General features: G+C 68.5%; 20 protein-coding genes. 9 read left to right on the top strand and 11 right to left on the bottom strand.

The window, feature by feature from the left end; all coding sequences use genetic code 11:
- The first annotated feature begins 17 nt into the window (after positions 1-17).
- A complete protein-coding gene (locus FPZ11_RS17160) occupies positions 18-1421 on the top strand; it encodes a dihydrolipoamide acetyltransferase family protein (RefSeq protein ID WP_210415905.1) in 1404 nt (467 codons plus the stop codon).
- A gap of 670 nt (positions 1422-2091) precedes the next feature.
- Here FPZ11_RS17160 and FPZ11_RS17155 read toward each other — a convergent pair.
- Both FPZ11_RS17155 and FPZ11_RS19395 read right to left on the bottom strand, forming a co-directional pair.
- Positions 2092-2445 (bottom strand): YciI family protein, encoded by a 354-nt coding sequence (locus tag FPZ11_RS17155; protein WP_146322261.1) that lies wholly within the window; start codon positions 2443-2445, stop codon positions 2092-2094.
- A 193-nt stretch (positions 2446-2638) separates the two neighbouring features.
- Positions 2639-2809 carry a hypothetical protein gene (locus FPZ11_RS19395; RefSeq protein WP_168203893.1) on the bottom strand — a complete coding sequence of 57 codons (171 nt, stop codon included), beginning with the start codon at positions 2807-2809 and terminating at the stop codon, positions 2639-2641.
- 353 nt (positions 2810-3162) lie between these two features.
- Between FPZ11_RS19395 and FPZ11_RS17150 the strand changes: the two genes are divergently transcribed.
- On the top strand, positions 3163-3720 hold the full coding sequence (locus tag FPZ11_RS17150; RefSeq protein ID WP_146322260.1) for a hypothetical protein: 558 nt from the start codon (positions 3163-3165) through the stop codon (positions 3718-3720).
- An 80-nt stretch (positions 3721-3800) separates the two neighbouring features.
- Here FPZ11_RS17150 and FPZ11_RS17145 read toward each other — a convergent pair whose 3' ends face one another.
- The 4 genes from FPZ11_RS17145 to FPZ11_RS17130 all read right to left on the bottom strand — a co-directional run bounded on the left by FPZ11_RS17145 (position 3801) and on the right by FPZ11_RS17130 (position 8773).
- Complete coding sequence (locus FPZ11_RS17145) at positions 3801-4403, bottom strand: GNAT family N-acetyltransferase (RefSeq protein ID WP_146322259.1); 603 nt, start codon at positions 4401-4403, stop codon at positions 3801-3803.
- A 70-nt stretch (positions 4404-4473) separates the two neighbouring features.
- A complete protein-coding gene (locus FPZ11_RS17140) occupies positions 4474-5994 on the bottom strand; it encodes a multidrug effflux MFS transporter (protein WP_246846349.1) in 1521 nt (506 codons plus the stop codon).
- 466 nt (positions 5995-6460) lie between these two features.
- Positions 6461-7360: a 1-phosphofructokinase family hexose kinase gene (locus FPZ11_RS17135; RefSeq protein ID WP_146322258.1), complete on the bottom strand. Its 900-nt coding sequence runs from the start codon at positions 7358-7360 to the stop codon at positions 6461-6463.
- A gap of 204 nt (positions 7361-7564) precedes the next feature.
- Positions 7565-8773, bottom strand: a complete 1209-nt coding sequence (locus FPZ11_RS17130; RefSeq protein ID WP_246846347.1) for an ROK family transcriptional regulator — start codon at positions 8771-8773, stop codon at positions 7565-7567.
- 162 nt (positions 8774-8935) lie between these two features.
- Between FPZ11_RS17130 and FPZ11_RS17125 the strand changes: the two genes are divergently transcribed.
- Positions 8936-10189, top strand: a complete 1254-nt coding sequence (locus FPZ11_RS17125; protein ID WP_146322257.1) for an MFS transporter — start codon at positions 8936-8938, stop codon at positions 10187-10189.
- Positions 10186-11229, top strand: a complete 1044-nt coding sequence (locus FPZ11_RS17120; RefSeq protein WP_146322256.1) for a DUF2804 domain-containing protein — start codon at positions 10186-10188, stop codon at positions 11227-11229. Before FPZ11_RS17125 ends, FPZ11_RS17120 begins: the two co-directional genes overlap by 4 nt.
- 166 nt (positions 11230-11395) lie before the next feature.
- Here the strand turns inward: FPZ11_RS17120 and FPZ11_RS17115 are convergent, their stop codons facing one another.
- The 5 genes from FPZ11_RS17115 to FPZ11_RS17095 all read right to left on the bottom strand — a co-directional run bounded on the left by FPZ11_RS17115 (position 11396) and on the right by FPZ11_RS17095 (position 17434).
- Positions 11396-12832: a GH1 family beta-glucosidase gene (locus FPZ11_RS17115; protein ID WP_146322255.1), complete on the bottom strand. Its 1437-nt coding sequence runs from the start codon at positions 12830-12832 to the stop codon at positions 11396-11398.
- Between the two features lie 289 nt (positions 12833-13121).
- Positions 13122-14261: a Gfo/Idh/MocA family protein gene (locus tag FPZ11_RS17110; protein WP_146322254.1), complete on the bottom strand. Its 1140-nt coding sequence runs from the start codon at positions 14259-14261 to the stop codon at positions 13122-13124.
- Complete coding sequence (locus FPZ11_RS17105; protein WP_146322253.1) at positions 14254-15048, bottom strand: ThuA domain-containing protein; 795 nt, start codon at positions 15046-15048, stop codon at positions 14254-14256. The genes FPZ11_RS17110 and FPZ11_RS17105 overlap by 8 nt, the downstream gene beginning before the upstream one ends.
- A gap of 108 nt (positions 15049-15156) precedes the next feature.
- Positions 15157-16164 carry a sugar phosphate isomerase/epimerase family protein gene (locus FPZ11_RS17100; protein WP_146322252.1) on the bottom strand — a complete coding sequence of 336 codons (1008 nt, stop codon included), beginning with the start codon at positions 16162-16164 and terminating at the stop codon, positions 15157-15159.
- An 88-nt stretch (positions 16165-16252) separates the two neighbouring features.
- Positions 16253-17434 carry a Gfo/Idh/MocA family protein gene (locus tag FPZ11_RS17095; protein WP_146322251.1) on the bottom strand — a complete coding sequence of 394 codons (1182 nt, stop codon included), beginning with the start codon at positions 17432-17434 and terminating at the stop codon, positions 16253-16255.
- 192 nt (positions 17435-17626) lie between these two features.
- Between FPZ11_RS17095 and FPZ11_RS17090 the strand changes: the two genes are divergently transcribed.
- The 5 genes from FPZ11_RS17090 (at position 17627) to FPZ11_RS17070 (ending at position 24306) form a co-directional block, all read left to right on the top strand.
- Positions 17627-18727, top strand: coding sequence for a LacI family DNA-binding transcriptional regulator (locus FPZ11_RS17090; RefSeq protein ID WP_168203892.1), 1101 nt, complete (start codon positions 17627-17629; stop codon positions 18725-18727).
- A 253-nt stretch (positions 18728-18980) separates the two neighbouring features.
- A complete protein-coding gene (locus FPZ11_RS17085) occupies positions 18981-20306 on the top strand; it encodes an ABC transporter substrate-binding protein (protein ID WP_146322249.1) in 1326 nt (441 codons plus the stop codon).
- Between the two features lie 79 nt (positions 20307-20385).
- Positions 20386-21348, top strand: a complete 963-nt coding sequence (locus tag FPZ11_RS17080; RefSeq protein WP_146322248.1) for a carbohydrate ABC transporter permease — start codon at positions 20386-20388, stop codon at positions 21346-21348.
- Positions 21345-22232: a carbohydrate ABC transporter permease gene (locus FPZ11_RS17075; protein WP_146322247.1), complete on the top strand. Its 888-nt coding sequence runs from the start codon at positions 21345-21347 to the stop codon at positions 22230-22232. Before FPZ11_RS17080 ends, FPZ11_RS17075 begins: the two co-directional genes overlap by 4 nt.
- Entirely contained in the window at positions 22219-24306 is a 2088-nt protein-coding gene (locus FPZ11_RS17070) for a GMC family oxidoreductase N-terminal domain-containing protein (RefSeq protein WP_146322246.1), read from the top strand. The genes FPZ11_RS17075 and FPZ11_RS17070 overlap by 14 nt, the downstream gene beginning before the upstream one ends.
- Positions 24307-24323 lie beyond the last annotated feature (17 nt).

Here is a 24323-nt window from a genome sequence, read left to right as displayed (position 1 = left end):
CAGAACAAGGAATCGTCATGAAACAGATCACCATGCCGCGCCTGTCCGACACCATGGAAGAGGGCGCCATCTCCACCTGGAACAAGAAGGTGGGCGATCACGTCGAGGCGGGCGAGACGCTGTGCGAGATCGAGACCGACAAGGCCACGATGGACTTCGAGGCCTACGAGTCGGGCACGCTCACGGCGATCCTGGTTCCGGAGGGCGAGGTCGTGTCGATCGGAACCCCGATCGCCGAGCTCGACGGCGTGCCGGGCGGATCGGGCGACGGCGCCGGGGCACCGGCTGGAGCAGCACACGCGAGCGGCAGCCCGGAAGACGCTGCGGCCGAGGCCGTGAAACCGGTGAACGCGGAGACACCCACGCAGGCGCCCGCTGCGGCATCCGCCGGCGGCGTGCCGTTCACCGAGGCCGTCCCGACGCCCGCGGCCGGTGCGAGCTCCCGTGAACGCCTGCTAGCCTCGCCCGTGGTGCGCACCATCGCACGCGAGAACGGCATCGACCTCAGCGCGGTGACGGGCACGGGTCCCGGCGGACGCATCATCCGCGCCGACGTCGAGGGCCTGATCGGGACTGCGGATGCCCGCACCGCGCTGCCCGCATCGGCTCCGGCCGCCGCACCCGCGGCATCCGCACCGGCACCGACGCCGTCTGCGGCACAGGCCCCCACCACCGCGCAGCCCGCGGCATCCACGTCGCTCGACGAGCGCCGCGGCACCGAGCAGGTGCCGATGGACTCGGTGCGTCGCGTGATCGCGCGTCGCCTCGCCGAGAGCGCCCGCACGATTCCGCACTTCGCCGTGACCGCCGCGGCGGACGCCGAGGAGCTGCTCACCATGCGGGCCACGCTCAACGAGCGGCTCGTGGCGGCCGGCCGCCAGAAGGTCAGTGTCAACGACCTGCTCGTGCGAGCCGCGGCGCTCGCGTTGCGCGAGCACCCGTCGGTCAACGCGAGCTACCCGGGCGACGACGCCACGGCCATCCAGGTGCACCACCGCATCAACATCGGCATCGCCGTCGCCTCCGAGCACGGTCTCGTGGTTCCGGTGATCGACGACGTCGACACGAAGTCGGTCGGCAGCCTGGCCGCGGAGGCGAAGCAGCTCGTCTCGCTCGCTCAGAACCGCAAGCTGACGCCGGCGCAGATGAGCGGAGGCACGTTCACCATCAGCAACCTCGGCATGTACGGGGTGGAGCAGTTCACGGCCATCATCAACCCGCCGGAGGGCGCCATCCTCTCGGTGGGCGGCACCAGACTGGAGCCTGCTGTCGTGAACAGCGAGGTCGTGCCAAGGCACATCATGCGCTACACGCTCAACAGCGACCACCGCATCATCGACGGCGCACTGGCCGCCCAGTGGCTGCAGACGTTCACGAAGCTGATCGAAGACCCTGGACGATCCTGGCCTAGGACTCGCTGACGTCTGACACGGGCGAAGGGGCGTACGGCCACGAGGTCGTGCGCCCCTTCGCGGTCTGCCGCGGGCGTTCAGCATCCCTCCTGCGTCATCCGCGACCGCACAAGTCCCTTCGGCGCTGACCCACGTCATGCCTCATGATGTCTTTCCACCCAGGGTCGTCGCCTCGGCGAGGCACCACTGAAGAACGGGGCCGACGCGATACCGCGTCGGCCCCGTCGGGTTGGTACTTCAGGATCTAGTTGCACATGGCCGCCGGCGAGCTCAGTGTCGCGACATCGAGTCTGTCGGTCTGGTCGACGGGTGGTCGTTCTTGGCGTCGCGTTGGATCCGCCATGACCCGGCCAAGAAGTACAGCGATGCGAGACCGATCGGAAAGACCAAGCCCGTTGTTCCTGCGTGTACACCGGTGATGTCTGCAATCAGAAGGACTACGACGAAGAGAACACCCCAGATAGCAACGGCGGTCAGCGCGGTTGTCGCGATTCTCTCCCATGTGGACACGTCAGCACCCTACTTCAACTGGAATGGCTGGGATCCCCGTCGCCCACGTCTGGCTCAGTTCAAAGTGACCGCGGAAATTTTCGCCCTTCGCCCAGGCTGCACCAAGGTTGGCGATCGCGAGGGCCCAGCACGCAAGAGCTCAGCGCACGACGATCCAGTGCACAAAGGCTCAGTGCACGACGAGCGGGATGACCTCGACCGCGCTGTGGTCGACGCTCGCCTCGGCGAGCAGGCTCGCCAGTTCGACGGCATCCGCCTTCTCCGGGACGTCGATCACGTAGAAACCACCGAGCATCTCCTTCGACTCCACGAACGGGCCGTCCGTGGGTGCGGGTCGTCCGTTGCCGTCGGCGTGCACCGTGGTCCACTCCGGACGCCCGACGAGCTGGCCGTCGGCGAGGATGGCCGCGCCTGCGCGGGCACGGAACCGCCTGTGCCCCTCGTCGATCGCCGCCCACTCGTCGGCGGTCATCGAGTCCCAGCGCTGCTCGTCGCCGCTGATCGCGATCAGATACTTCGCCATGTCACGTCTCCCTGTTCGTCATCGGGATGCGTCGAGGCAGAGACTGCCTGTGTCGACGGGATGCCCGCGAGGGCGCCTCTCGCCCTCGATAAGACGTCGACCGTCGCTGGACGATTCCGACAGCGCTCCCGAGGCCGCTCCGGGTTGTGGCCGAGTGCGGATCAGGCGACGTCGCCCGGGGCCGGACGGCGGGTCAGTCGAGTTTCGAGAAGACGTGCACCGGGAACGCGAACGCGAGGGCGACGCACAGAATGCCGGCGATGAAGGTCAGGCCCTCCCAGCCGGTGAATTCCGTCGCGAAGCCCATGAGCGCCAGGCCGCCGAGAAAACACACGAACGACACGATCAGCGCGATCACATTCATCGGACAACACTCCTGTCTCACCGGCACCGGACGTTCTGGCACCTGACATCAAACTTACTCGCCTCACGGCATCCCGAACTCCGGGAGCCGCGATCGAGGATGCCCGCATCGCGACCGGAGTGCGCACGAGCCGCACACACTTTCCGATTTATTGCACAGCAGAGCAAATTCGTTGCTTCGGGGCGGAATGGGGGTTCTATCCAGAGGTGATTGTCGCTAGTCTGGCGCAGACGACAACGAGGCAAAGGGTGTGGCGCCTCCTGTCGACGGAGCGGCACCTATCGGGTGCCCTGGTCGCGATCCGTGACCGCCGATTATCTGAAGCAAGTCCGCAGTGGGGTGGAGGAGCGTCTGTGCTTGGGGAGCAGGTGATCACGACGGAGACTCGTGTACTTCGTCCGCACGCTCACCTGTTCCGCAGCGGCGTCATCGCAGTTCTCTCACTCACCACGCCCGTCTTCGCGATCGCCTATTGGCTCACCATCACATCGGGCTGGTGGCCGGTCACCGTCGCCGTTCACCTTCTCGTCGCGATCATCGCCGTCGTCATCGTCGAGCAGTATCGCCGCACGTCGGTGGTCGTCTCACCCCATGGCGTGCGTGAACGCGCCTTCCTGGGCCGGGTGACCGAGATCGCGAACAGCGACATCCAGTCGCTGTGCCTCGTCGAGATCTACCGCGACAACGCGCTCGACACGCAGCCCAACCTGTTCATCCTCGACTCCTCCGACCGGCCGCGCATCAGGCTGCGAGGGCAGTACTGGCCCCGCTCGGCCATGGAGAACCTCGCAGAGGTGCTCGACAGGCCGCTCGTCAGCCTCGACGATTCGGTGACGATCTCCGAGCTGCGGTCATCACGTCCCGACTGGCTCTACTGGTTCGAGCGCTTCCCCGTGCTCACCTGGCTCTAGGTCGGGTTGCCGAACTCGTGCTGGGCTGCGGTGCGCTCGGCCACGAGTTCGGCAACACGAGCTGAGCGCGGCGTCCTGAATCAGACCGACGCGTCGGTGCGCAGCGCGACCCGATTGCCGTGCTCGCTCGTCGGCATCGGAGCGAATCCGAGACGTCGATAGAACGCGGCGGCGCCGAGGTTGTCCGGCCCGTACTCCAGCCAGACCCCTGGCACGCCGTTCTCCGCCAGCCGGGTCACCAGCGTGCGCATGAGCGAGCGGCCGAACCCCTGCCCCTGCAACTCGGGCAGCAGGTCGATGTGCAGGTGCGCCGGGTACTCGTCCAGCTCGGGAATGAGCAGGCGATCCACGTCGCGCGACTCGCGGATGAACCGCTGGGATTCGGTGTCCTCACCGGTCAGCGGGTACTTCTCCTCGAAGCCGGCCAGCCACCGGGTGCGCAGCGCCTCGACGAACGCACGGGTGTCGGGAACGCCGAGGATGTAGCCGCGCGCCCTCCCGTCCACGTCGACGACGAACGCCGTCTCCGGTTCGAGATCCACGTAGGGCAAGGCGTAGATGTCGGCGAGCAGGTCGTCGCTGTCGAGCCAGCCCGTGGCATCCTCACCCGATCGACCGGTCTTGAGACAGATCTCGGCGATATCGTCACGGTCGGAGGGGTGGTACTGCCGGATCTCTGCCACGGCGACGTCCTTTCGTTCTGGGCGTTGGATGCTCGGTTCGGGTGGTCGCACCCGTCGGCGTCGGAGGCGGTCAGTGCGCGAGCGCGGGCACCGTGCGCGGTCGCACGACGAACCACAGCGCGCACACGGAGACGATCGAACAGGCCAGCATCACGATACCCATCGGTGCGGCGCTCGCGACGCCGAGCAGACCGACGAGCGGCGAGATGAGTCCGGCGATCGCGAAGTTCGAGGCACCCTGAATGGATGCCGCGGTGCCGGCCTCTGCCCCGTGGCCGTTGAGCGCGAGCACCTGCACGCACGGGAACCCGAAGCCGCACGAGGTGATGAAGAACCACAACGGCACCACCACGCCCCACATGCCGCCGACTCCGGAGCCGCCGAGGATGACGATGAGCGCTGCCGAGATGGTCATGGTCGCCGTGGAGACGGCGAGCACCCACTGCGGCCCGAATCGCTTCGCCAGTCGCGCCGCGCTCTGCACGCCGATGATGATGCCGACGGAGTTGACCGCGAACAACGCCCCGTACTGCTGCGCGTCGAACGAGTACACCTTCTGGAACACGAACGAGCTCGACGACAGGTAGGCGAACAGGCCGGAGAAGTTCATGGCGCTCACGATGACGATGCCCACGTAGACGCGGTCGCTGAGCACGGACTTGAACCGCTGGCCGACACTGGAGTGCCCGCTCGCGATGCGGGCCTCCTTGGGCCTGGTCTCGTTGATCCAGAGCACGAGGCAGACCAGCATGACGGCGCTGTAGGCGGCGATCACCCAGAAGATGCCGCGCCACGGCATGATCAGAAGCAGCTGCGAACCGAGCACGGGCGCGATCACCGGTGCGAGACCGTTCACGAGAGCCAGGCGCGACAGCATGGTCACCAGCCGGGTGCCGCCGAACAGGTCGCGCACCATCGCCATCGCGACCACACCGCTCGCCGCCGCGCCGAGACCCTGCAGCAGACGGAATGCGCTGAGCAGCTCCACGTTGGGAGCGAGGGCCACGCCGAGCGAGGCGAGGATGTGAACGGCCGTCGCGAGGATCAACGGCATGCGTCGCCCGACCTTGTCGCTCCACGGGCCGACGATGAGCTGGCCGAGGCCGAAGCCCACGGTCGTGGCCGTCAGGGTGAGCTGGATGACCGCCGTCGAGACGTGGAAATCGGTCTCGAGTCGCGGCATCGACGGCAGGTAGGTGTCCATCGTGAACGGCCCGAGCGCGGTGAGCATGCCGAGGATCAGGATGTACGTCACGCGCTTGCGCGTGGGCAGCGCGTCGCCGGGGTGCACGACCGACGAGGGAAGCGTCACGGGGGAACGGCGCGCGCCGCGCGCGGGACGCTCGATGGTCGGGATGCCGCCGGTGGGCATCCCTGCCGTGACGCCGACGACGGGGATGCCTGCCGTGCGCACGGCCGAGACGGTGTCGTCGTCGGAGGAGTGGTCGATGCGTCGTTCGGCGGCGGAGTCCGCGCGCTCTGCGTCGGTGACCGCGGGCTCGGCCGGTTCGGCGACCGAACCGTCGGCGGCGCGCCGGGCAGGGCGGAGCTCGAGGTCGGTGACGGGGATGGGCTGCGTGGCGGTGGTCATAGGCGTTCTGCGATCGGTGGTGTGCGGTCGGTTGCGGGACGCCGCGGCCTGTCGGTGACATCGGCCCGTCGGCGGGGAAGCGGTGGTCGTGGTGCTGTCGGAATCGGAGAGAGCAGCGGTGCCTCGTGAGGCGCCCGCGCTGTCGTCACGCCGCAGCTGACGACAGGGTGCGTGTCGCGGGCGCTCGCGCCTGCGACCAGTCGGGTGCGGGCGAACCCCCATCGCCGACGGGACTGCGTGGAACGTGGAACGACGAGAGCGCGGCGAGCGCGCTTCCAGCCTCGAATCGATTCGAGACGATCCTATCCGACAGAGCCTGAACAAATGCCAGGGCCGCAGGGAGGATTCGGCACATATTCGAGAACGCAATGCCGACTGCGGCGTGCCCGAATGATGAGCGCGCATCGTGCGTCGGTGCGTCGATGCCCGGCCTGGTGCGATGCGCCGACGAATGCCCTGCTGGTCGCTAGCCGACGGGAGCGAGGATGCCCTGCCCCGGCACGAGCGCGTTGCGCTCACCCGCGTCGGCCGCAGCGGCGAGCGCCTCCGCCACGCCGGCACCACGCTCGAGCGCCGCCAGCAGTCCGCCGAGGAACGAGTCGCCGCTGCCGGCGGGGAACCGCCCTCGACGTGTCGAAGCGGCAACGGATGCCTCGGCGCCGCCGAGCAGCGCCGCGGAGCCTGCGACCCCGTCGGTGACCACCGCGTCGACACCGTGGGCCTCGTGCAGAGACCTGCACGCCGCTGCCGCCGACTGCTGATCGGCGCCGAGGAGTTCGGACGCCTCACGCCGGTTCACCTTCACCAGATCGGCGTGCGGCGCCGTCGCCTTCAGGCCTGCGCCCGAGCCGTCCACCGCGATGCGAGCGCCGGTGGCTCGCAGCTCGCCGAGCAGATCACCCAGCGCGGTGAGCGGAACCCCGGGCGGCACCGAGCCGGAGAGCGAGACCCACGGCAGTGGATGCTCCGCCACGGCGTCGGCGACGGCGGTGCGGGCGGCGGAGGCGAAGGCATCCCACTCGCCGGAGTCCAACTGTGTCGCCGGCTCGTAGAGGTCGGTGCTGGTGGTCGACTCGGCACGCTCCACCACGGCGATGCACGTGCGGGTCACCCGGGACAACGGAACGATGACGGCATCCACACCGTCGTCGGCGAGCATCGAGGCGACCCACTCCCCCGTCGGGCCGCCGAGCGCCGCGACCGCCCGCACGTCGGCACCGAGTGCTGATGCGGCCCGCGCCACGTTGAGCGACTTGCCGCCCGCGACCCGGGTGACGGCGAACGGGCGGGTGATGTCGCCAACGTCGAGCTCGTCGACCTCGTACGTCACGTCGAGGCTGGCGGAGAGGGCGAGCGCGATGATCATGCCGGTCAGCCTACGAGGGGTGCATGCGCGCTGCCCGACGTTGGGCGGTTCGAGCACCGGCGTGAGCGAACCGGCACGCTCGGGACGAAGACGGCGCACTCTCGGCGACGGGAAGACGCACTCTCGGCGGTGGAAAGGCACACTCTCGGCGCAAGGGGAGAGCTCGGCCGCGGGACGCAGCAGGGGGTCAACGTTGCGGGGGCGTCAGCGCTGCAGCGCGGTGGGGTCGGCGATGAGGCGCGTGAAGGCGAGCTCGGCGGCGCCGATCGTGAGCACGCCGGAGCCGAGTTCCGCGCGCACGACGTCGACCTGCTCGGCGGAGGCGGACAGCGATTGCGCCCGCACGCTCAGGTCGAGAACCTGGGGAGCGGCATCCAGCAGCGCTCCGAGGAATCCGCCGAGCACGACGCGACGCGGGTTGAGGATGTTGACCGCGTTGCGGATGCCCACGGCGAGGTAGCCCAGCTGACGCTCGACCTCCGCGTGCACGCCTGCTCCATCTGCCGCCATCACCTCGTCGAGGTCGGCGGGGTCGACGACGCCGAGCGCCTCGAGGAGGCGGGCCTGCGAGACCTCGGTCTCGAGGCATCCGACAGCACCGCAGTGGCAGCGGACGCCCGCGGAGTTGACCAGCGTGTGGCCGAGCTCGCCCGCGTAGCCGGAGTTGCCGGTGAGCGGCGCACCGTGCGTGATGACGCCGCCGCCGATGCCGCCCGCACCGCCGTTGAGGTAGATGAGATCGTCGATGCCTCTGCCAGCTCCGTACAGTCGCTCGGCGTTCGCTCCCAGGCTCGCATCGTTGGCGACCAGCGCCGGCAACCCCGTGGCGTCTTCGAGCAGAGCGCCGAAGGGCTCGTCGACCCACTCCAGGTGCGGCGCCATGCGCACGACCCCGTCGGCCATGCGCACGCTTCCCGGCACGGCCGCACCGACGCCGGCGACCCTGAGTCCCGAGTCGAGCAGCGCCTTCAGGCCGTCGAGCACGGTGGAGACGATGCGTGCCGCGCCCTGTGCCGTCGGCGGGGCATCCGTGGCGTGATGCACGGTGCGGTGCACGGTGCCGTCGAGTCCGACGACACCCACTGTCACGCCGTCGACCTCGGGGTTCACCGTGACCGTGACGACGCGGGGGTTGGCGACGACGATCGGGCTCGGCCGCCCGACGCCGCTGGTTTCGCGGGGCTCCTCTTCGGAAACCAGTCCGAGGGCGGCCAGCTCGCCGACGAGCGCACCGATCGTCGAACGGCTCAGCCCGGTGGCTCGCGTGAGCTCGGAGCGCGAGCGCCCGGGGATGCCGTGCACCAGCTGCAGAATGGCGCCGAGATTGTGCTGGCGCACGCCGTCGAGGTTGCTGCCCAACGATGAGCGGGCTGCGCCTCGTGTCGGCGGCATCGCCGGTGCGGCTTCGGTCACCCCGGCAGCCTACTGGCATTCACGTTCGATCTCCGAACGAATTAGCCCGTGCCGTGGCGGTCGCCATCGCACGGGCGGCCGCCGCCGTGACGTCATTACCACGATGCAATCCGCGTGTCCGCGCGGCCGTATACTGCTTTCACTCAACGAGGAGATGCGCACGTGACCCGAACACTCGCTCCCGCCGTGCAGGCGTCCGCGGCGGCCCGCCAACGCAGACTGTTCGTCTGGCTGTTCCTGATGAACGCGGTGCTGCTGGCCTGCTACGCCGCCTTCATCGTGATCTTCGTGCCGAACCAGGTGCAGAACGTCGACCCGGCGCAGAAGGTCGGCAACCTCGCGATCGTGACCACGTCGGCATCCATCGCGACGATCTTCGTTCAACCGTTGATCGGCGCCTTCTCCGACCGCACCCGCAGCCGACTGGGCAAGCGGGCACCGTGGGTGCTGATCGGCGCATCGGGCGCGGCCGTCTTCATGCTGCTCCTTGCGGGCGCCGCCACCCTGTTCTGGATCACGGTCTTCTACGTCATGGTGATGATCCTGCTGAACACCCTCAACGCGCCGATCCCCGCGATCATCACCGACCGGGTTCCGACGCGCAGCCGGGGTGCGGCCTCCGCCGTGCTCGCGATGGGCACGCTCGTCGGCATGGGGACCGGCGTGCTGCTGGCCGGCTACTTCGCCGAGCTGATCGGCATCGGCTACAGCGTGTTCGCCGCGCTCGTGCTGCTCTCCGCGTTCGGCTTCGTGCTGTTCAACAGGGACTTCACGTCGAAGGATGCCGAACGCACGCCGCTCGACTGGCGCGCGTTCCTCGCGGGGTTCTGGGTGAGCCCGCGCAAGCATCCGGACTTCGCATGGGCGTTCGCGGCGCGGTTCCTGATGATCCTGGCGTACCAGGGAGTGCAGAGCTATCTGCTCTACATCCTGCGCGACCACATTCACATGAGCGTCGACGCGTCGAACTCGTTCGCGGGGGTGCTCACGGTCGTGCAGCTGCTCGGCGCGCTGGTCAGCACGTATGCGTCGGGCAAGCTCTCGGACAGGATGCACCGGCGCAAGCCGTTCGTCATCGCCGCCTCGCTCATCATGGGCTGCGCCCTTGCGGTGCCGCTCGTCTGGCCGACCGTGACGGGCATGGTCGTGCTGGCCGCGCTGTTCGGCTTCGGCTACGGCGTGTACCTCAGCGTCGATCTCGCGCTCATGACCGAGGTGCTGCCCGCGGAGGGTGTGTCGTCGGGACGCGACATGGGCATCCTCAACGTCGCGACGACGCTGCCGCAGGCGCTGACCCCGCTCGTGGCGTGGGCGCTGATCAGCCTGACCGGCGGATACGCGTCGATCTTCATCGCGGGCATCGTGTTCGCCGTGCTCGGTGCCGCGGCGATCCTGCCGATCAAGAGCGCGCGATGAGCGCCGCCTCCGCCGAGACGGCGGCGGAGCGCGAGCTCGTGGCGCCGGTGTCGCTGTGCCTGCCGAACGGGCGACTCAATCCCGAGGCGCTCGGCTTCACGCGACGCCGGCAGCACGACACGAGCGGGGTGGCCGCGCGGCGCGGCAGCCTGCCGCCGTACGCGTGGGGGCGCAACAAGCGGTGGGAGTACTGGGCCATCACGTCGCCGACGCACATCGTCGCCGTCACGGTGTCCGCGCTCGACTACGCGGCACTGCATGAGATATGGGTGCTCGACCGCACCTCGCTCACCGAGATCGATGCGGTCGCGATCGCACCGTTAGGCTCGAGCGTCGAGCTCCCGCCGAGCTTCGCCGGCGGACCGGCGAAGGCCGTGACGCGCCAGCTCGAGATCGACATCGACGAGGTCGAAGGGGGCACGGGCATCCGCGCCGAGACTGGGCGCGTGCGACTGGACGCGACCGCGCTGCGCCCCGACGGACACGAGGCGATGGGTGTCGCCGCGGCTTGGAGCTCCCGGCTGCTGCAGTACTCGGTGAAGGATGTCGCACGGCCGGTACGCGGAACTCTCACCGTCGATGGCATCGAGCACGTGCTGCCGGAGGGCGAATCGTGGGCGGTGCTCGATCACGGTCGAGGGCGGTGGCCGTATCGAGTGTCGTGGAACTGGGGTGCGGCATCCGGATCGATCGGCGGTCGCCGGATCGGGCTGCAGCTCGGCGGAGAGTGGTTGCCGAAGCTCGGACCGACGGAGCACTCGCTCAGCATCGACGGTCGGGTGAACAAGATCGCCGGGGTGCTGCGCTGGGAGTTCGATCGCGCCGACTATCTGAAGCCCTGGCGCATCACGGGCGAACGCGCCGACCTCACGTTCACGCCGTTCTTCGACCGGCACGCCTCGACGAACTTCCTGATCGTCTCGTCGAAGACGCATCAGTGCTTCGGGCATTACTCCGGGTGGATGCTCGACGACGCGGGCGATCGCGTCGCGATCGAGGGCCTCCTCGGCTGGGCCGAGGACGTGCACAACCGCTGGTGAGTGGCGCTCTGCCGTCGGCCGCGGAGCACCGCCTTCCCCGCGGGTTGAAGAGCACCGCGCAGCGGCACGTCTCGAAACCCGCCACCGTCTCCAGTGGCTCGGTTCGAGGCGCGCGCGACCGACATCGCGTGTTCCGGGTCCGGCGGTCACCGCAGGCCCCGGAGCGCTACTCCGGGATGCTGCCCGTCGCCGCGAGCTGCGCGTACCAGGCGGCGCTGTCCTTCGGCAGCCGCTCCAGTGTGTCGTAGTCGACGCGCACGATGCCGAACCGCTTGGAGTAGCCGAAGCCCCACTCGAAGTTGTCCATCAGCGACCACACGAAGTACCCGCGCAGGTCGACTCCGTCGTTGAGCGCCCGGTGCGCGGCCGTGATGTGGCGACGCAGGTAGTCGATGCGATCGGCGTCGTGCACGGCGAGGCCCGCCTCGTCGTGTGCCACCGGATCCGGGAAGGCCGCGCCGTTCTCGGTGATCATGAGCGCCTGCTCGGGGAACTCCTCGTGCAGCGACATCAGCAGGTCGTACAGCCCGGCGGGCTCGATGTTCCAGCCCATCTCGGTGTACGGCCCCGGCTGCTCGAGGAACTCGACGCGATCGGCACCGGGCCACGGCGACGCGCCGACGTCTTTGTGGCCGTCGGCGTGCTGCCGCTCGCCGCGGCCGTCCCAGAGGCGCACGCGGTTGGTCGAGTAGTAGTTGACGCCGAGGATGTCGATGGGCTGGTTGATCGTCTCGAGGTCGCCGGGTTCCACGAACGACCAGTCCGTGACATCCTTCGTGTCTTCCAGCAAATCGGCGGGGTACTCGCCCTTCAGCATCGGATGCGTGAAGGCACGGTTGCCGAGCGCGTCGATCTGGCGAGCCGCCTCCGGGCCGGTGTCGCCCTCTGGCCGGATCACGTGCAGGTTCAGCGTGACCGAATACTCGGCCTGGTCGTTGGCGACGGTGGCGCGCAGAGCCTGCAGCGCGAGTCCGTGGCCGAGGTTGAGGTGGTGAACGGCGCGCAGCGCGTCGGCGCCGTCGGTGCGGCCAGGTGCATGGGCACCCGAGGCGTAGCCGAGATAGGCGGAGCACCAGGGTTCGTTGAGCGTGGTCCACACGGCCACGCGGTCGCCGAGCCGCTCGCCGATGGCCGCCGCGTAGTCCGCGAACGCGTACGCGGTGTCGCGGTTGGGCCAGCCGCCCTCGTCTTCGAGCACCTGCGGGAGGTCCCAGTGGTAGAGAGTGGCCACCGGCGTGATGTCGCGCTCCAGCAGTCCGTCGACGAGCCGCGAGTAGAAGTCGACGCCCGTCGGATTGACCGCGCCGCGCGCCGTCGGGATGACCCGCGGCCACGCGATCGAGAAGCGGTATGCGTGCAGCCCGAGTCGCTTCATGAGGTCGAGGTCGGAGTCGAGCCGGTGGTAGTGGTCGTCGGCCACGTCGCCGGTGTCGCCGTTCCAGACCTTGCCCGGCGTGTGGCTGAAGGTGTCCCAGATCGACGGGGTGCGGCCATCCTCCGCCACCGCGCCCTCGACCTGGTACGACGCCGTCGCCGAGCCGAAGACGAACGAATCAGGAAACTTCACGCCGCTGTCGCGGAAGTCGTCGCTGCCTTGTGTCATGTCTTTCCTGCCTGTCGGCGCGCGATCACGGCATGGACGCCGCGCGCTTCGCGTGACTGCGGGCGAGACCGGATGCCCCGCCCCGTGAGAGCGCTCACCGAGCGCGTGCTCCCCCGTCACCCTAGCGCGGCCTCGGCCGCCGTGAGCAATCCCGATCGAAACGATTCGTGTCGCCGCTCTCTCGTTGCCGTGGTCGCGCGCGCGACGACCCGCGCACGTCGAGAAGTCAGAAAACGCGACCGCGGAATCCCGTGGATCGCGTTTTCCGACTTCTCGGCGTGCGGCGGCGTTACCAGCTGGCGGGGGTCGACGCGAGCGGGACGGGGGCGGGGCGGTCGACGGTGCTGGCGATGTCGATCACCGTGTGCGACTCGGCGGCGCGCAGGATGCCGTCCATCACCTCGAGCACGTGGAACGCGAGTTCTCCGCCGGCGCGGTGCGGCCGATCCGTCTCGATGGCGCGCGCCATGTCGGCCAGTCCGAACCCACGACCGGAGTCGGCCCAGCCGGCCGACACGGGGATCGTCTCCCACTCGCGGGTCGCGGCGGGCGCGATCTCCACGTCGCCCTCGAACCGGTTCGGATCGGGCACGGCCATGGTGCCCTCGGTGCCGAAGACCTCGAAGAGCGGCGCACGGGACTTCCACACGTCGAAACTCACCGTGATGGTGGTCGTCAGGCCGTTCTCGTGCTCGAGCAGCGCGCTCACGTGAGTGGCGACATCCACGGGAATCGCCGTGCCGGCCAGCGGGCCCGTCGCCACCGAACGCTCGCGCGGCGAGGTCGTCGCCAGGCCCGACACCCGGGCGATCGGACCGAACAGCGTCACGATGCTGCTGAGGTAGTACGGCCCCATGTCGAACAGCGGTCCCCCGCCCGGCTGGTAGTAGAAGGCCGGCGCAGGATGCCACAGCTCGTGACCGGGTGCGCTCCAGTGGATCGCCGCAGCGATCGGCCGACCGATGGCGCCGTCGTCGAGCGCCTTGCGCGCCGTCTGGATGCCCGTGCCCAGCACGGTGTCCGGCGCGCTGCCCACGCGCAGCCCCCGTTCCGCAGCCAGCGCGAGCAGCGGCTCCGCCTCCGCGGGGTTCAGCGCGAGCGGCTTCTCGCCGTACACGTGCTTGCCCGACTCGATCGCCCGGATGCCGATGGCCGCGTGCGCCGCGGGGATCGTGAGGTTGAGCACGGCGTCGACGTCGGCATCCGCCAGAAGCTCGTCGACCGTGAGGGCACGCACGCCCTGTTCGGCGGCGACCTCGCGGGCGCGTTCCTCGTTCATGTCGGCGACCGCCACGAGCTGCAGGTTCGGCAGCGCCGGGAGGTGCTCGAAGTACTGCGCGCTGATGTTGCCGACGCCGATCACGCCGATGCGCAGCACACCGGCCCCTTCGACGCGCTCCGCTCGCTCAAGGAGCAGGTCGTCACTCATCACCGGCCCCGTTCCCCTGCGCGTTGTCGGCGCTGAACGCTCCCGACGCGACGTCCGCGGCGCTCGGCGCCGGCTGACCCGATCCGCGCGCTGCCCACAACAGTCCGCGCTCGATGATGGTGCGCACGTTCGGGTCGTTCACGACCTCGAGCTTGTGCCCTGGCGCTGAGACGAAGATGCGGCCGTCGCCCCACAGGCGCGTCCAGATGGCGGGGGCCGTGACGGGCCTGTGCCAGGCATCCCACGGGCGCACGCTCTGCGTGGTGGTGGCGAGCACATCGTTCAGCTCGTCGCTGAGCACCCAGTACTGCTCGGTGACCAGGTCGAAGTCGTCGATGCCCGCGGTGATGGGGTGCACCCTGCCCAGGTCGGTCATGTGCACGGTGTAGGGAATGTAGTTGTCGGCCTGCACGCCGGCCAGCTGATCCTTCGGGGCCTTGTTCGCGTGGTGCGCGAACTGACCGCCGATCATGTGCAGGTAGGCGGCCTCGTTGCGGTAGGAGTCGGCGATGCCGCCGTGCCAGCCGGCCATGCCCATGCCGCCACGCACCGCGCGGTCGAGTCCGGCCATCTGGTCCTTCTCGATCGTGTTCATGGTGTTGATCTGCACGAGCAGGTCGACGGTGTCCATGTAGTCGGCGTCGGTGTAGATCGCCGGTGACTCCTCGATGCGCACCTCGAAGCCGTTGTCGTGAAGGAACGGCACGAACGAGTCGGTGGTCTCGACGGGCTCGTGCCCGTCCCAGCCGCCGCGCACGATGAGGGCGCGACGTGTTGCGTCAGTCATTTTTCACTTTCGGTTGAATGTCATGCTCCGTATTGCGCCAGCTCTCGACAACTGCGCCAGAAAACGTGGCGCAATTGCCAAGAGCTGGCGCGACACAGGCCGAGGGCGTCAGCGGCTCTGCGAGAACGCCGCGTCGAAGGCCTCAGCGGGCGGTGTGATCTGCGCGAGCTTGCGCACGAAGGCCAGCGCCTCAGGGCCGCCGACGAGGCGGTCCATGCCCGCGTCTTCCCACTCGACACTGGTGGGGCCCTCGTAGCCGATCCAGTTCAGGGTGCGGAAGATCGGCTCCCACGGCACCTCGCCATGTCCGGTCGAGACGAAGTCCCAGCCGCGCCGCGGATCGCCCCACGGCAGATGCGAGGAGAGCCGGCCGTTGCGGCCGTTGAGGTTGGTCACCGACTCCTTGCAGTGCACGTGGTAGACCTTGTCGGCGAAGTCCTGCAGGAACGTCGCCGGGTCGATCTGCTGCCACACGAAGTGCGAGGGGTCGAAATTGAAGCCGAAGGCATCCCGGTTGCCGATCGCTTCGAGGGTTCGCTTGCACGACCAGTAGTCGAACGCGATCTCACTGGGGTGCGGCTCGAGCGCGAAGCGCACGCCGACCTCGTCGAAGACGTCGAGGATGGGGTTCCATCGGTCGGCGAAGTCCTGGTAGCCGTCGTCGATCATCGAGTCGGGAACGGGAGGGAAGCCGGCGATCGTCTTCCAGATCTTCGATCCGGTGAAGCCGGTCACGGTCTTCACGCCGAGCGCGGCGGCGGCACGAGCGGTGGTCTTCAGCTCTTCGGCCGCGCGCCGACGCACGCCCTCAGGGTCGCCGTCGCCCCACACGTGCGGCGGCACGATGTCCTGGTGGCGCTGATCGATGGGGTCGTCGCAGACGGCCTGACCGACTAGGTGGTTGGAGATGGTCCAGACCTTCAGCCCATTGCGTTCCAGGATCTCGAGCCTGTTCGCCACGTAGGCGGGGTCGCTCGCCGCCTTGTTGACGTCGAGATGGTCGCCCCAGCTGGCGATCTCGAGGCCGTCGTAGCCCCACTCGCCCGCGAGTCGTGCCACCTCTTCGAACGGCAGGTCGGCCCACTGGCCGGTGAACAGTGTGATCGGGCGACTCATCGTCTCTCCTCGTTTCTGGCTGTGTTCGGTCTGATCGTTCGGTTCGGTCGCGTCGCCGTGCGGCTCAGACGACCTGGGCTGCGTGGCGTCAGGCGATCGGATGCCACGCGGAGCCGTCGGCTGCGGAGGCCTCCACGGCGTCGAGCACCCTCTGCACCTGCAGCGCGTCGTCGAACGACGGGTGCGGCTGCACCCCTGCGGCGAGGTCGCGCACGAGATCGACCACCTGGTGCGTGAAGCCGTGCTCGTAGCCGAGCCCGTGGCCTGCCGGCCACCAGTTCGCGACATAGGGATGCACCGGCTCGGTCACGATGATGCGCCGGAATCCCTGCGCCTCGGCATCGTCACCACTGTCGAAGTACTGCAGCACGTTCATGTCCTCGAAGTCGAAGGCGATCGACCCCTTCGATCCGTTGATCTCGAGGCGAATGGCGTTCTTGCGACCGAGTGCGAACCTCGTCGCTTCGAACACGCCGAACGCGCCGTTGTCGAAGCGCGCGGTGAACGCCGCTGCATCGTCGACAGTGACCGGCCCCTTCGGGCCCTCCGCGGCGCCGGCCCCGCCGAGGCCGACCAGCTCGCCTGAGACAGGGCGCTCGGTGACGAACGTGGTGGTGATCGCGGACAGCCCCGCGATGTTCGAGCCCGTCACCCACTGCGCCATGTCGATGACGTGCGCTCCGATGTCGCCGAGCGCTCCGCTGCCGGCCTTCGACTTGTCCAGGCGCCACGTGAGCGGGGCGTTCTCGTCGCTCAGCCAGTCCTGCAGGTACTGGCCGCGAACGTGACGGATCTCACCGAGCCGGCCCTCCTGAACGAACCGCTTCGCCAGCGCGATGGCGGGCACGCGGCGATACGTGAAGCCGCACATCGCGAAGGTGCCGTGCGCGGATGCCTGGCGTGCGGCATCCGCCATCGCCTCCGCGTCTGCCACGGAGTTCGCGAGCGGCTTCTCGCAGAGCACATGCTTGCCCGCCTCGAGGGCGGCGATCGCGATCTCGCGATGCGTGTCGCCCGGCGTGCAGATGTCGATCAGGTCGATGTCGTCGCGCTCGATCAGCCTGCGCCAGTCCGTTTCGACGCTCTGCCAGCCGAGGCGTTCCGCGGCCTCGGCGACCGCGCCGGGATTGCGCCCGGCCACGGCGGTGAGCTCGGGCACCAGCGGCTGGTCGAAGAACCGCGGCGCCGTGCGCCACGCGTGCGAGTGCGCTGCGCCCATGAACGCGTATCCGACCATGCCGACGCGCAACTTCTGTGCGTGCTCCGCCATCGAGACTCCTTCGTGGTCATGGCCGATGCCGCTACGACGTTGCCGTGGCAGCAACCGGTACGTTCCGCCATAGTTGCGCAAGACAGAGGTCAGTTGATCGGTCTTTGCCCCGATAATCGCACCCGATCGGCCCACAATCAAGCCGACTCAGGAGACCTGAAGTTGCGCAACTTCAATGACTATCATGAGGTTGTGAGCAGCAACCGACACGATGCCGTGACTCCGAGGACCTCCTCGGACACTTCGCGCGCGGACGGCAACGAGGCGGCCGATGCCGAGGCGTCGCGAGTGACGATGGCCGAGCTCGCCCGACGCGCCGGCACCACGGTGCCGACGGTGTCGAAGGTGCTCAACGGTCGCTCCGACGTGTCGTCGCAGACACGCCGCCGTGTCATGGAGCTCGTCGAGCAGACGGGCTACCGACGCACGCCTCGAGCCGGTCGCACGCGCGACGCGCAGCTCGGCGGACTCGTCGATCTCGTGATCAGCAGGGTGAGCGGCTCGTGGTCCAACCTCGTGCTGAGCGGGGCGGAGCGCGCCGCCTCCGAGGCCGGCCTCGACGTCGTGGTCACCGTCGCGCGACCCGATCAGGATGCCGGTGCCGACTGGGTGGGGCGCCTGCTCGCCCGCGGTTCCCGCGGAGCGACCGTCGCGCTGCTCACGCCGAATCGCACGCAGCTGCAGGTGCTCGCGGCCGCAGGCATCCCTCTCGTGCTGCTCGATCCTTCTTCGGACCAGGCCACCGGAGTACCGAGCATCGGCACCACGGACTGGGCGGGCGGATACTCCGCGGCCACACACCTGGTCGAGCTCGGCCACCGACACATCGGCGTCATCGCGGGCGCCGGCGACTATCGCTACGGCCGCGCCAGGGTCGACGGATTCCGTGCCGCGCTCGAGCAGGCGGGTGTCGAACTGCCTGTCGATCGCGTCGAGACGGCGGACTGGAGCAGAGAGAGCGCGGAGAACGCAGCACGAAGGATGCTCGACTCGGCGACCGCACCGACAGCCATCTTCGCGTGCTCCGACGAGATGGCACTCGGCGCCGCCCGCGCCGCCCGCACCCTCGGATTGGGGGTGCCGGACGACCTGAGCATCGTCGGCTTCGACGACCTGCCCGAATCGTCGTGGATCTCGCCATCGCTCACCACCGTGCGACAGCCCATCGAAGAGATGGCGGCCGCCGCGATGCGCAAGCTGCTGCGGCTCCGCGAGGGGATGCCCGCCGGTTCCGCGCGCGAGGAGCTCTCGACCGAACTCGTGGTGCGAGGCACGACGGCAACGGCTCGATAACGTTTTGCCCCATCGCCGGATAGTCGTGTAGCGTGCCCGTGAGAGCGCTCCCACACTTTCATCACATCTTGATTTCAGTTGCCTTCGACACGCGTGGGTGCCCCTCATAAAATGTTGACACGTCCAACAAAAGACTGAAAGATGACAGAACGGCCGGTGAAGACGTGGCCCGACCGACGCACCAAACCCTGACATTCAACGACGAATCTCCGCTCCTCCTCTGATGGAGCAAGCGGGGCGAAAGGATCTGATAATGGCATCGGAATCCACAGGCGCAGCCTTCACGCGACGCGGCTTTCTCGGCCTCGCCGGCGGAGTCGCCGCAACGACCCTCCTCGCAGCCTGCTCCAGCGGCGGCGGCGGAGGCAGCACCGGCAGCAGCAAGCCTCTGAAGTTCTGGAACATGCCCTGGGGTGGAACGGCGTTCAACCCGCTCGACAAGAAGATCACGCTGGCCTACAAGCCGGCGAGCGGTCTCCCCTCGGCCACGTACCAGGAGATCCAGTGGGCGAACTTCACGCAGACGTTCTCGTCTGCTGTCGCTTCCAACACGGGCCCTGCTGTCAGCTCCGGCGGCGGCACGCAGGCGTTCCAGTTCGCACACCAGGGCAAGATCGCCTACGCGGACAACCTTCTCAATTCGTGGAAGAGCAACGGCATCTACGATGACTTCCTGCCCGGTCTGCTCGACACGATGAAGACCGACCAGGGATACGCCGCGGTGCCTTACAACCTCGACGTGCGCTGCTCCTGGTACAACAAGACGCTGCTCTCGAAGGCGGGCGTCGACGTGCCGACCACCTGGGCCGAATACAAGACGGTGTGCGCGGCGCTCAAGAAGATCGGCGTGTACGGCTTCGGCCTCGGCTCGGGTGCCGGCAACTTCACCGGCAGCCACATCCTCACCGCGTTCATGATCAACAACGGTGGGGGCCTCTTCAACTCGAAGAAGGAGCCCGACTGCGTCACCGACGTCAACGTCGAGGCCATGGAGTACGTGCTCGAGCTCGTCAAGAGCGGCTACTCCGACCCTGCGGCCGCGACGTACACCAGCGCGAACGTGCAGGCTCAGTGGAACGCCAACAAGTTCGGCTACGGCTGGGACGGCGCGGGCCTCGCCGCCTCGGTGAACGCGGCGACGGCGGCCAACATGGTGGTCGGCGACCCGCTGACGAGCGACTCGGGCAAGAAGGGCGGCATCTACTTCCCGAACAACATCATGATGTACAAGAACACCCCCAGCCAGAAGGGTTCGGAGGCGTTCATGACGTACTACTACAAGAACATGTCGAAGCTGTGGACGCAGAAGACCGGCATCGGCCTCCCGCCGCTCACCTCGATCGCCGACACGTCGGTGCTCAAGGCCGACCCGGTGACGGTGAAGATCCTGAAGGACTGGAACCCGATCTACGGCACGTGGGCTGCGCCCGGCGGAAAGGGTCTGTTCTACAACATCGCCAACACCGTTGACGGCACCCAGCCGATGATCACGTTCGCACAGTCGATCCTCGGTGGTAAGACGGATGCCAAGACCGCGCTGACGACGTTGCAGAACGCCATCGAAGGCCTGATGAAGTAAGGATGCTCTGCGGGTGGGCCTGCGCGTGAGCGTCGGGCCCACCCGCTTTCATTCTGAAGCTGTCGAAGGAGAGGCTGACATGTCGACCGAGTCCGTGACCGGCGCGCTGAAAAAGGCGCGTAACGGTGTGGGTGTGGCTGGGCCGGGGCGTGCCCCGAGCAAGGGCAAGCGGGGCCGTGCGATCTCGCACCTGTGGACCTTCTTGCTGTTCGCGATCCCGTCGCTGTTGTTCCTGTTGTTGTTGAACTTGTACCCGGTGATCTATGCGGGCTGGCAGTCGCTGCGCAATGGCGATCTGATCGATGCCGGCGCATTCGTCGGGTTCCAGAACTACGTGGACGTCGTGCAGCAGCCGGGGTTCTGGCACGCCGCGCTCTTCACGCTGATCTTCACGGTCGTCGGCGTGTTCGGGTCGTGGGCTGCCGGCCTGGGGCTGGCGCTTCTGCTGCGCACGAGGATTCCCCTGGCCGGGCTGTGGAAGGTCCTGCTGCTGCTGCCGTGGGTGGTTCCGGTGGTCGTCTCGGCGACCTCGTGGAACTGGCTGGTCGCCACGCCGCAGTCGCCGCTGCCTCTGCTGGCGCAGTCGCTCGGGTTCGGCAACGTGCTGTTCCTGGCCGACCCGTTGCTGGCGCAGATCACGGTCTGCGTCTTCAAGGTGTGGATCAGCTTCCCGTTCATGATGATGATGATGTCATCGGCGCTGGCGAGCGTGGACACCACCGTGTACGAGGCATCCAAGGTCGACGGTGCAGGCACGTGGCAGACGTTCACGCAGATCACGTTGCCGATGATCGCCCGCACCACCTACGTGTCGTGGATTCTGATGACGATCTTCTGCGTCAATGACTTCCCGACGATCTTCCTTCTCACCGGCGGTGGCCCGGTCAACGCGACGCAGTCGCTTGTCGTGCTGGCCTACCAGACGGTGTTCCAGAACTACCAGGTCGGTCCCGGTGTCGCGATCGCGTTCCTGATGACGATCGTCCTGGTCATCATCTCGGTGGTGCTGTACCGCCAGATCAGAAAGGCGGGCGTCGAATGAGCACCGAAACCTCCACCGAACTCATCGGCGAGCTCCGGGTCGGAGTCAACGCCGGAAAGCGCCGCACGCTCGGCGAGCTGGGCGAACGCGGCAAGTGGTGGCGCCTGCTGGGCATCGTGATCATCACGGCGCTCATCCTCGTTCCGATCGTGGCCGTCGTGATCCTCTCCCTCACGCCGTCGCTGGGCTCGAAGGCGACGGGGCTCACGCTGGAGAACTACGGCGACGTGTTCGCGCAGACCTCCGTGGGCACCTGGCTGGGCAACAGCCTCCTGGTCGCCGCCGTCACGGTGGTCGCCGCCGTCGTGATCGCCGCCCCCGCCGGCTACGTGCTCTCCAGGGGACGCAACCGGCTGGTCTCCTCGTACGCGCTCATCCTGTTCATCGTGCAGTCCCTGCCCGTCGTCACCGCCGTCATCCCGCTGTTCTTCCTGTTCTCCAAGCTCGGGCTGGTCGACAACCTCGTCGGCGTCATGATCATCTACACCGGCTCCACCATGAGCGTCGCGTGCTGGATGATGGCGGCGTACTTCGACTCCATCCCGATCACACTCGAAGAAGCGGCCTGGATCGACGGGGCATCCGTGTTCGGCTCGTTCACCCGGGTCGTGCTGCGCAACTCCCTGCCCGGCATCCTCTCGACCGCGATCTTCTCTTTCCTGCTGGCCTGGAACGACTACCTGATCGCGCTCGTCTTCCTGCGCAGCGACGAGAACTACACGCTCCCCATCGGTCTGAACACGTTCTTCCAGCAGAACCAGACCAACTGGGGACTCGTCATGGCTGTGGCGGTCATCATGATGCTGCCGCCCATCATCGTGTTCGCCGTGCTCAACCGATTCTTCTCCGTCGGCGGCATCGGAGGATCTCTTGCCGGACGCTGACGCCGGCGAGAAGGGCGGTCGCGCAGCACGCGCGGCCGCCCTTCCTGCACTCAGGGCCGCGATCGATCGCGTCATCCCCGCGGATGCCTGGCCCGCCGGCTGGGAGGGCGGCGTCGGCGACTACCTCACTCGCGACCCGATCTCCGCCGACCGCGACCTGCTGTGGGCGTGGCCGGAGCTGATCGGGCTCGCCGCCCGTCTCGACGATGAGGCCCGCCGTGCGGGCGCCGCCGACTTCGCGGCGCTGGACACCGTCGCGCAGGACGCCATGCTGGCGCGCATCTCCACAGGGTCGAGCGCGGAGGCGTTCGATGCGCTGCGCCGGGTGAGCTGGGAGGGGTACTACGCGTCGTCGGACGGCAGGCATCCCGCCGGCCTCGACATGGTCGGGTTCCGCGGAGTGCCGGAAGGCGTGACGCCGATCGAGCCCGAGCCGCTGAAGACCGTCGCCTCGAAAGCGGTGCAGTCGCACTACGACGCGGTCATCGTGGGCTCCGGACCCGGCGGCGGCGTGGCGGCGCAGGTGTTGACGGCCGCTGGCAAACGCGTGCTGCTCGTCGAGCGCGCACCGTATCTGCGCGCCGCCGAGGTGCGCGGCGACCACCTGCACGGAAAGCGCAACGCCGTGTACTGGCCGACGGTGGGACCGGGCCCGGGGCATCCTCGGGTCGCCCAGCTGCCGGAGGGCGACCGTGTCGTCGACGGCACGGGCGATGCGAGCCTCTACGGCCTCAACGCCGACACCGTCGGCGGCGGCACGCGCATCTGGCAGGGCATGGCGTGGCGGTTCATGCCGGAGGACTTCCGCATGGCGTCGCTCTACGGCACGCCGGAGGGCGCGAGCATCGCGGACTGGCCGGTGTCGTACGACGATCTGGAGCCGTACTACACGAAGGCCGAGTGGGCGCTCGGCGTCGCGGGCGAAGAGGGCGGGCTCACCTCGCGCACCCCGCGATCGGCCGGCTACCCCATGCCCGCGATGGGCACGGAGCCGTCGCGCGAGCTGCTCGGGGCCGCCGCGGACCGGCTCGGCTGGGGATGGGGCCCCATCCCGCTCGCCATCAACTCCGTGCCGTGGGAAGGTCGGGCCGCGTGCGTCCGCTGCGCGCAGTGCATCGGCAACACGTGTCCCGTCGACGCGAAGAACGGCTCGCAGTCCACGTTCATCCCGCGCGCGATCGCCACCGGGCTCTGCGACCTGCTGCCGGACGCCGAGGTGATCGAGGTGCGCGACGGCGAGCGCTCCTCCGGCGTCACGATCATGGCGGATGCCTCCACCGATCCCGTCGAACTCACCGTGAGCGCCGACGTGGTGGTCGTCTCCGCCGGAGCCGTGGAGACCGCTCGCCTGCTGCTCGCGAGCGGCCTCGGCAACGACCACGTCGGCCGCCACCTGCACGATCATCGCTTCACGACGGTGCTCGGGCACTCCGCCGACCCGGTCAAGCCGTACGTCGGACCCGGCCACTCGGTGGCCACGTTGGATCACGTGCACGCGGCCACCATCCCGTGGGGCGGCGGCGTCATCGTCGACCTGATGGGTCTGCTGCCGCTCACCTCGGCGGGCGAACCGGCGCCCGGCGTGCCCGGCTGGGGCTCCGGGCACAAGGAGTGGATGCGGCACGGTCGGGCGAACCTGTTCGGCGTGTTCGGGATGGGGCAGGAGATCCCCATGCCCACCTCGCGCGTCACACTCGCCGACGTGCGCGATCGCTGGGGCCGGCCGGGCGCCGCCCTGCGCAAGGACGTGCACTGGGCCAGCCAGCAGGTGGAGGACGAGTTGGCCGTGCAAGGCACGCGGTGGCTGGATGCCGCCGGCATCACCCAGGTTCGGCGGCAGGGCGGGCCGGCGACGGCATCCGCCGCAGGCGAGCATTCGTGCGGCACCGCACGCATGGGCACGTCGGCCGAGAACTCGGCGACCGACCCGTTCGGCCGCGTGTGGGGCACGCGCCGCGTAGTCGCGTGCGACTCGTCGCTGCACCCGACCAACGGCTCGGTGAACCCGACGCTGACGATCGTGGCGAACGCGTTCCGCGTCGCCGAGCACCTCGTGGCGGAGTGGCCGCGGTAGAGCGGCCGAACCGGAGA

The sequence above is a fragment of the Humibacter ginsenosidimutans genome (genome assembly GCF_007859675.1).
GTDB lineage: Bacteria > Actinomycetota > Actinomycetes > Actinomycetales > Microbacteriaceae > Humibacter > Humibacter ginsenosidimutans.
The sequence above is the reverse complement of the archived record's forward strand: the minus strand, read 5'-3'. Positions and strand labels throughout refer to the sequence as shown.

Excerpts from the sequence above, each read along its gene's own strand:
- FPZ11_RS17160 (WP_210415905.1), top strand. The coding sequence starts at position 18 with ATGAAACAGATCACCATGCCGCGCCTGTCCGACACCATGGAAGAGGGC.
- FPZ11_RS17155 (WP_146322261.1), bottom strand. The coding sequence starts at position 2,445 with ATGGCGAAGTATCTGATCGCGATCAGCGGCGACGAGCAGCGCTGGGAC.
- FPZ11_RS19395 (WP_168203893.1), bottom strand. The coding sequence starts at position 2,809 with ATGAATGTGATCGCGCTGATCGTGTCGTTCGTGTGTTTTCTCGGCGGC.
- FPZ11_RS17140 (WP_246846349.1), bottom strand. The coding sequence starts at position 5,994 with ATGACCACCGCCACGCAGCCCATCCCCGTCACCGACCTCGAGCTCCGC.
- FPZ11_RS17135 (WP_146322258.1), bottom strand. The coding sequence starts at position 7,360 with ATGATCATCGCGCTCGCCCTCTCCGCCAGCCTCGACGTGACGTACGAG.
- FPZ11_RS17120 (WP_146322256.1), top strand. The coding sequence starts at position 10,186 with ATGAGCGCCGCCTCCGCCGAGACGGCGGCGGAGCGCGAGCTCGTGGCG.
- FPZ11_RS17115 (WP_146322255.1), bottom strand. The coding sequence starts at position 12,832 with ATGACACAAGGCAGCGACGACTTCCGCGACAGCGGCGTGAAGTTTCCT.
- FPZ11_RS17110 (WP_146322254.1), bottom strand. The coding sequence starts at position 14,261 with ATGAGTGACGACCTGCTCCTTGAGCGAGCGGAGCGCGTCGAAGGGGCC.
- FPZ11_RS17105 (WP_146322253.1), bottom strand. The coding sequence starts at position 15,048 with ATGACTGACGCAACACGTCGCGCCCTCATCGTGCGCGGCGGCTGGGAC.
- FPZ11_RS17100 (WP_146322252.1), bottom strand. The coding sequence starts at position 16,164 with ATGAGTCGCCCGATCACACTGTTCACCGGCCAGTGGGCCGACCTGCCG.
- FPZ11_RS17095 (WP_146322251.1), bottom strand. The coding sequence starts at position 17,434 with ATGGCGGAGCACGCACAGAAGTTGCGCGTCGGCATGGTCGGATACGCG.
- FPZ11_RS17085 (WP_146322249.1), top strand. The coding sequence starts at position 18,981 with ATGGCATCGGAATCCACAGGCGCAGCCTTCACGCGACGCGGCTTTCTC.
- FPZ11_RS17080 (WP_146322248.1), top strand. The coding sequence starts at position 20,386 with ATGTCGACCGAGTCCGTGACCGGCGCGCTGAAAAAGGCGCGTAACGGT.
- FPZ11_RS17075 (WP_146322247.1), top strand. The coding sequence starts at position 21,345 with ATGAGCACCGAAACCTCCACCGAACTCATCGGCGAGCTCCGGGTCGGA.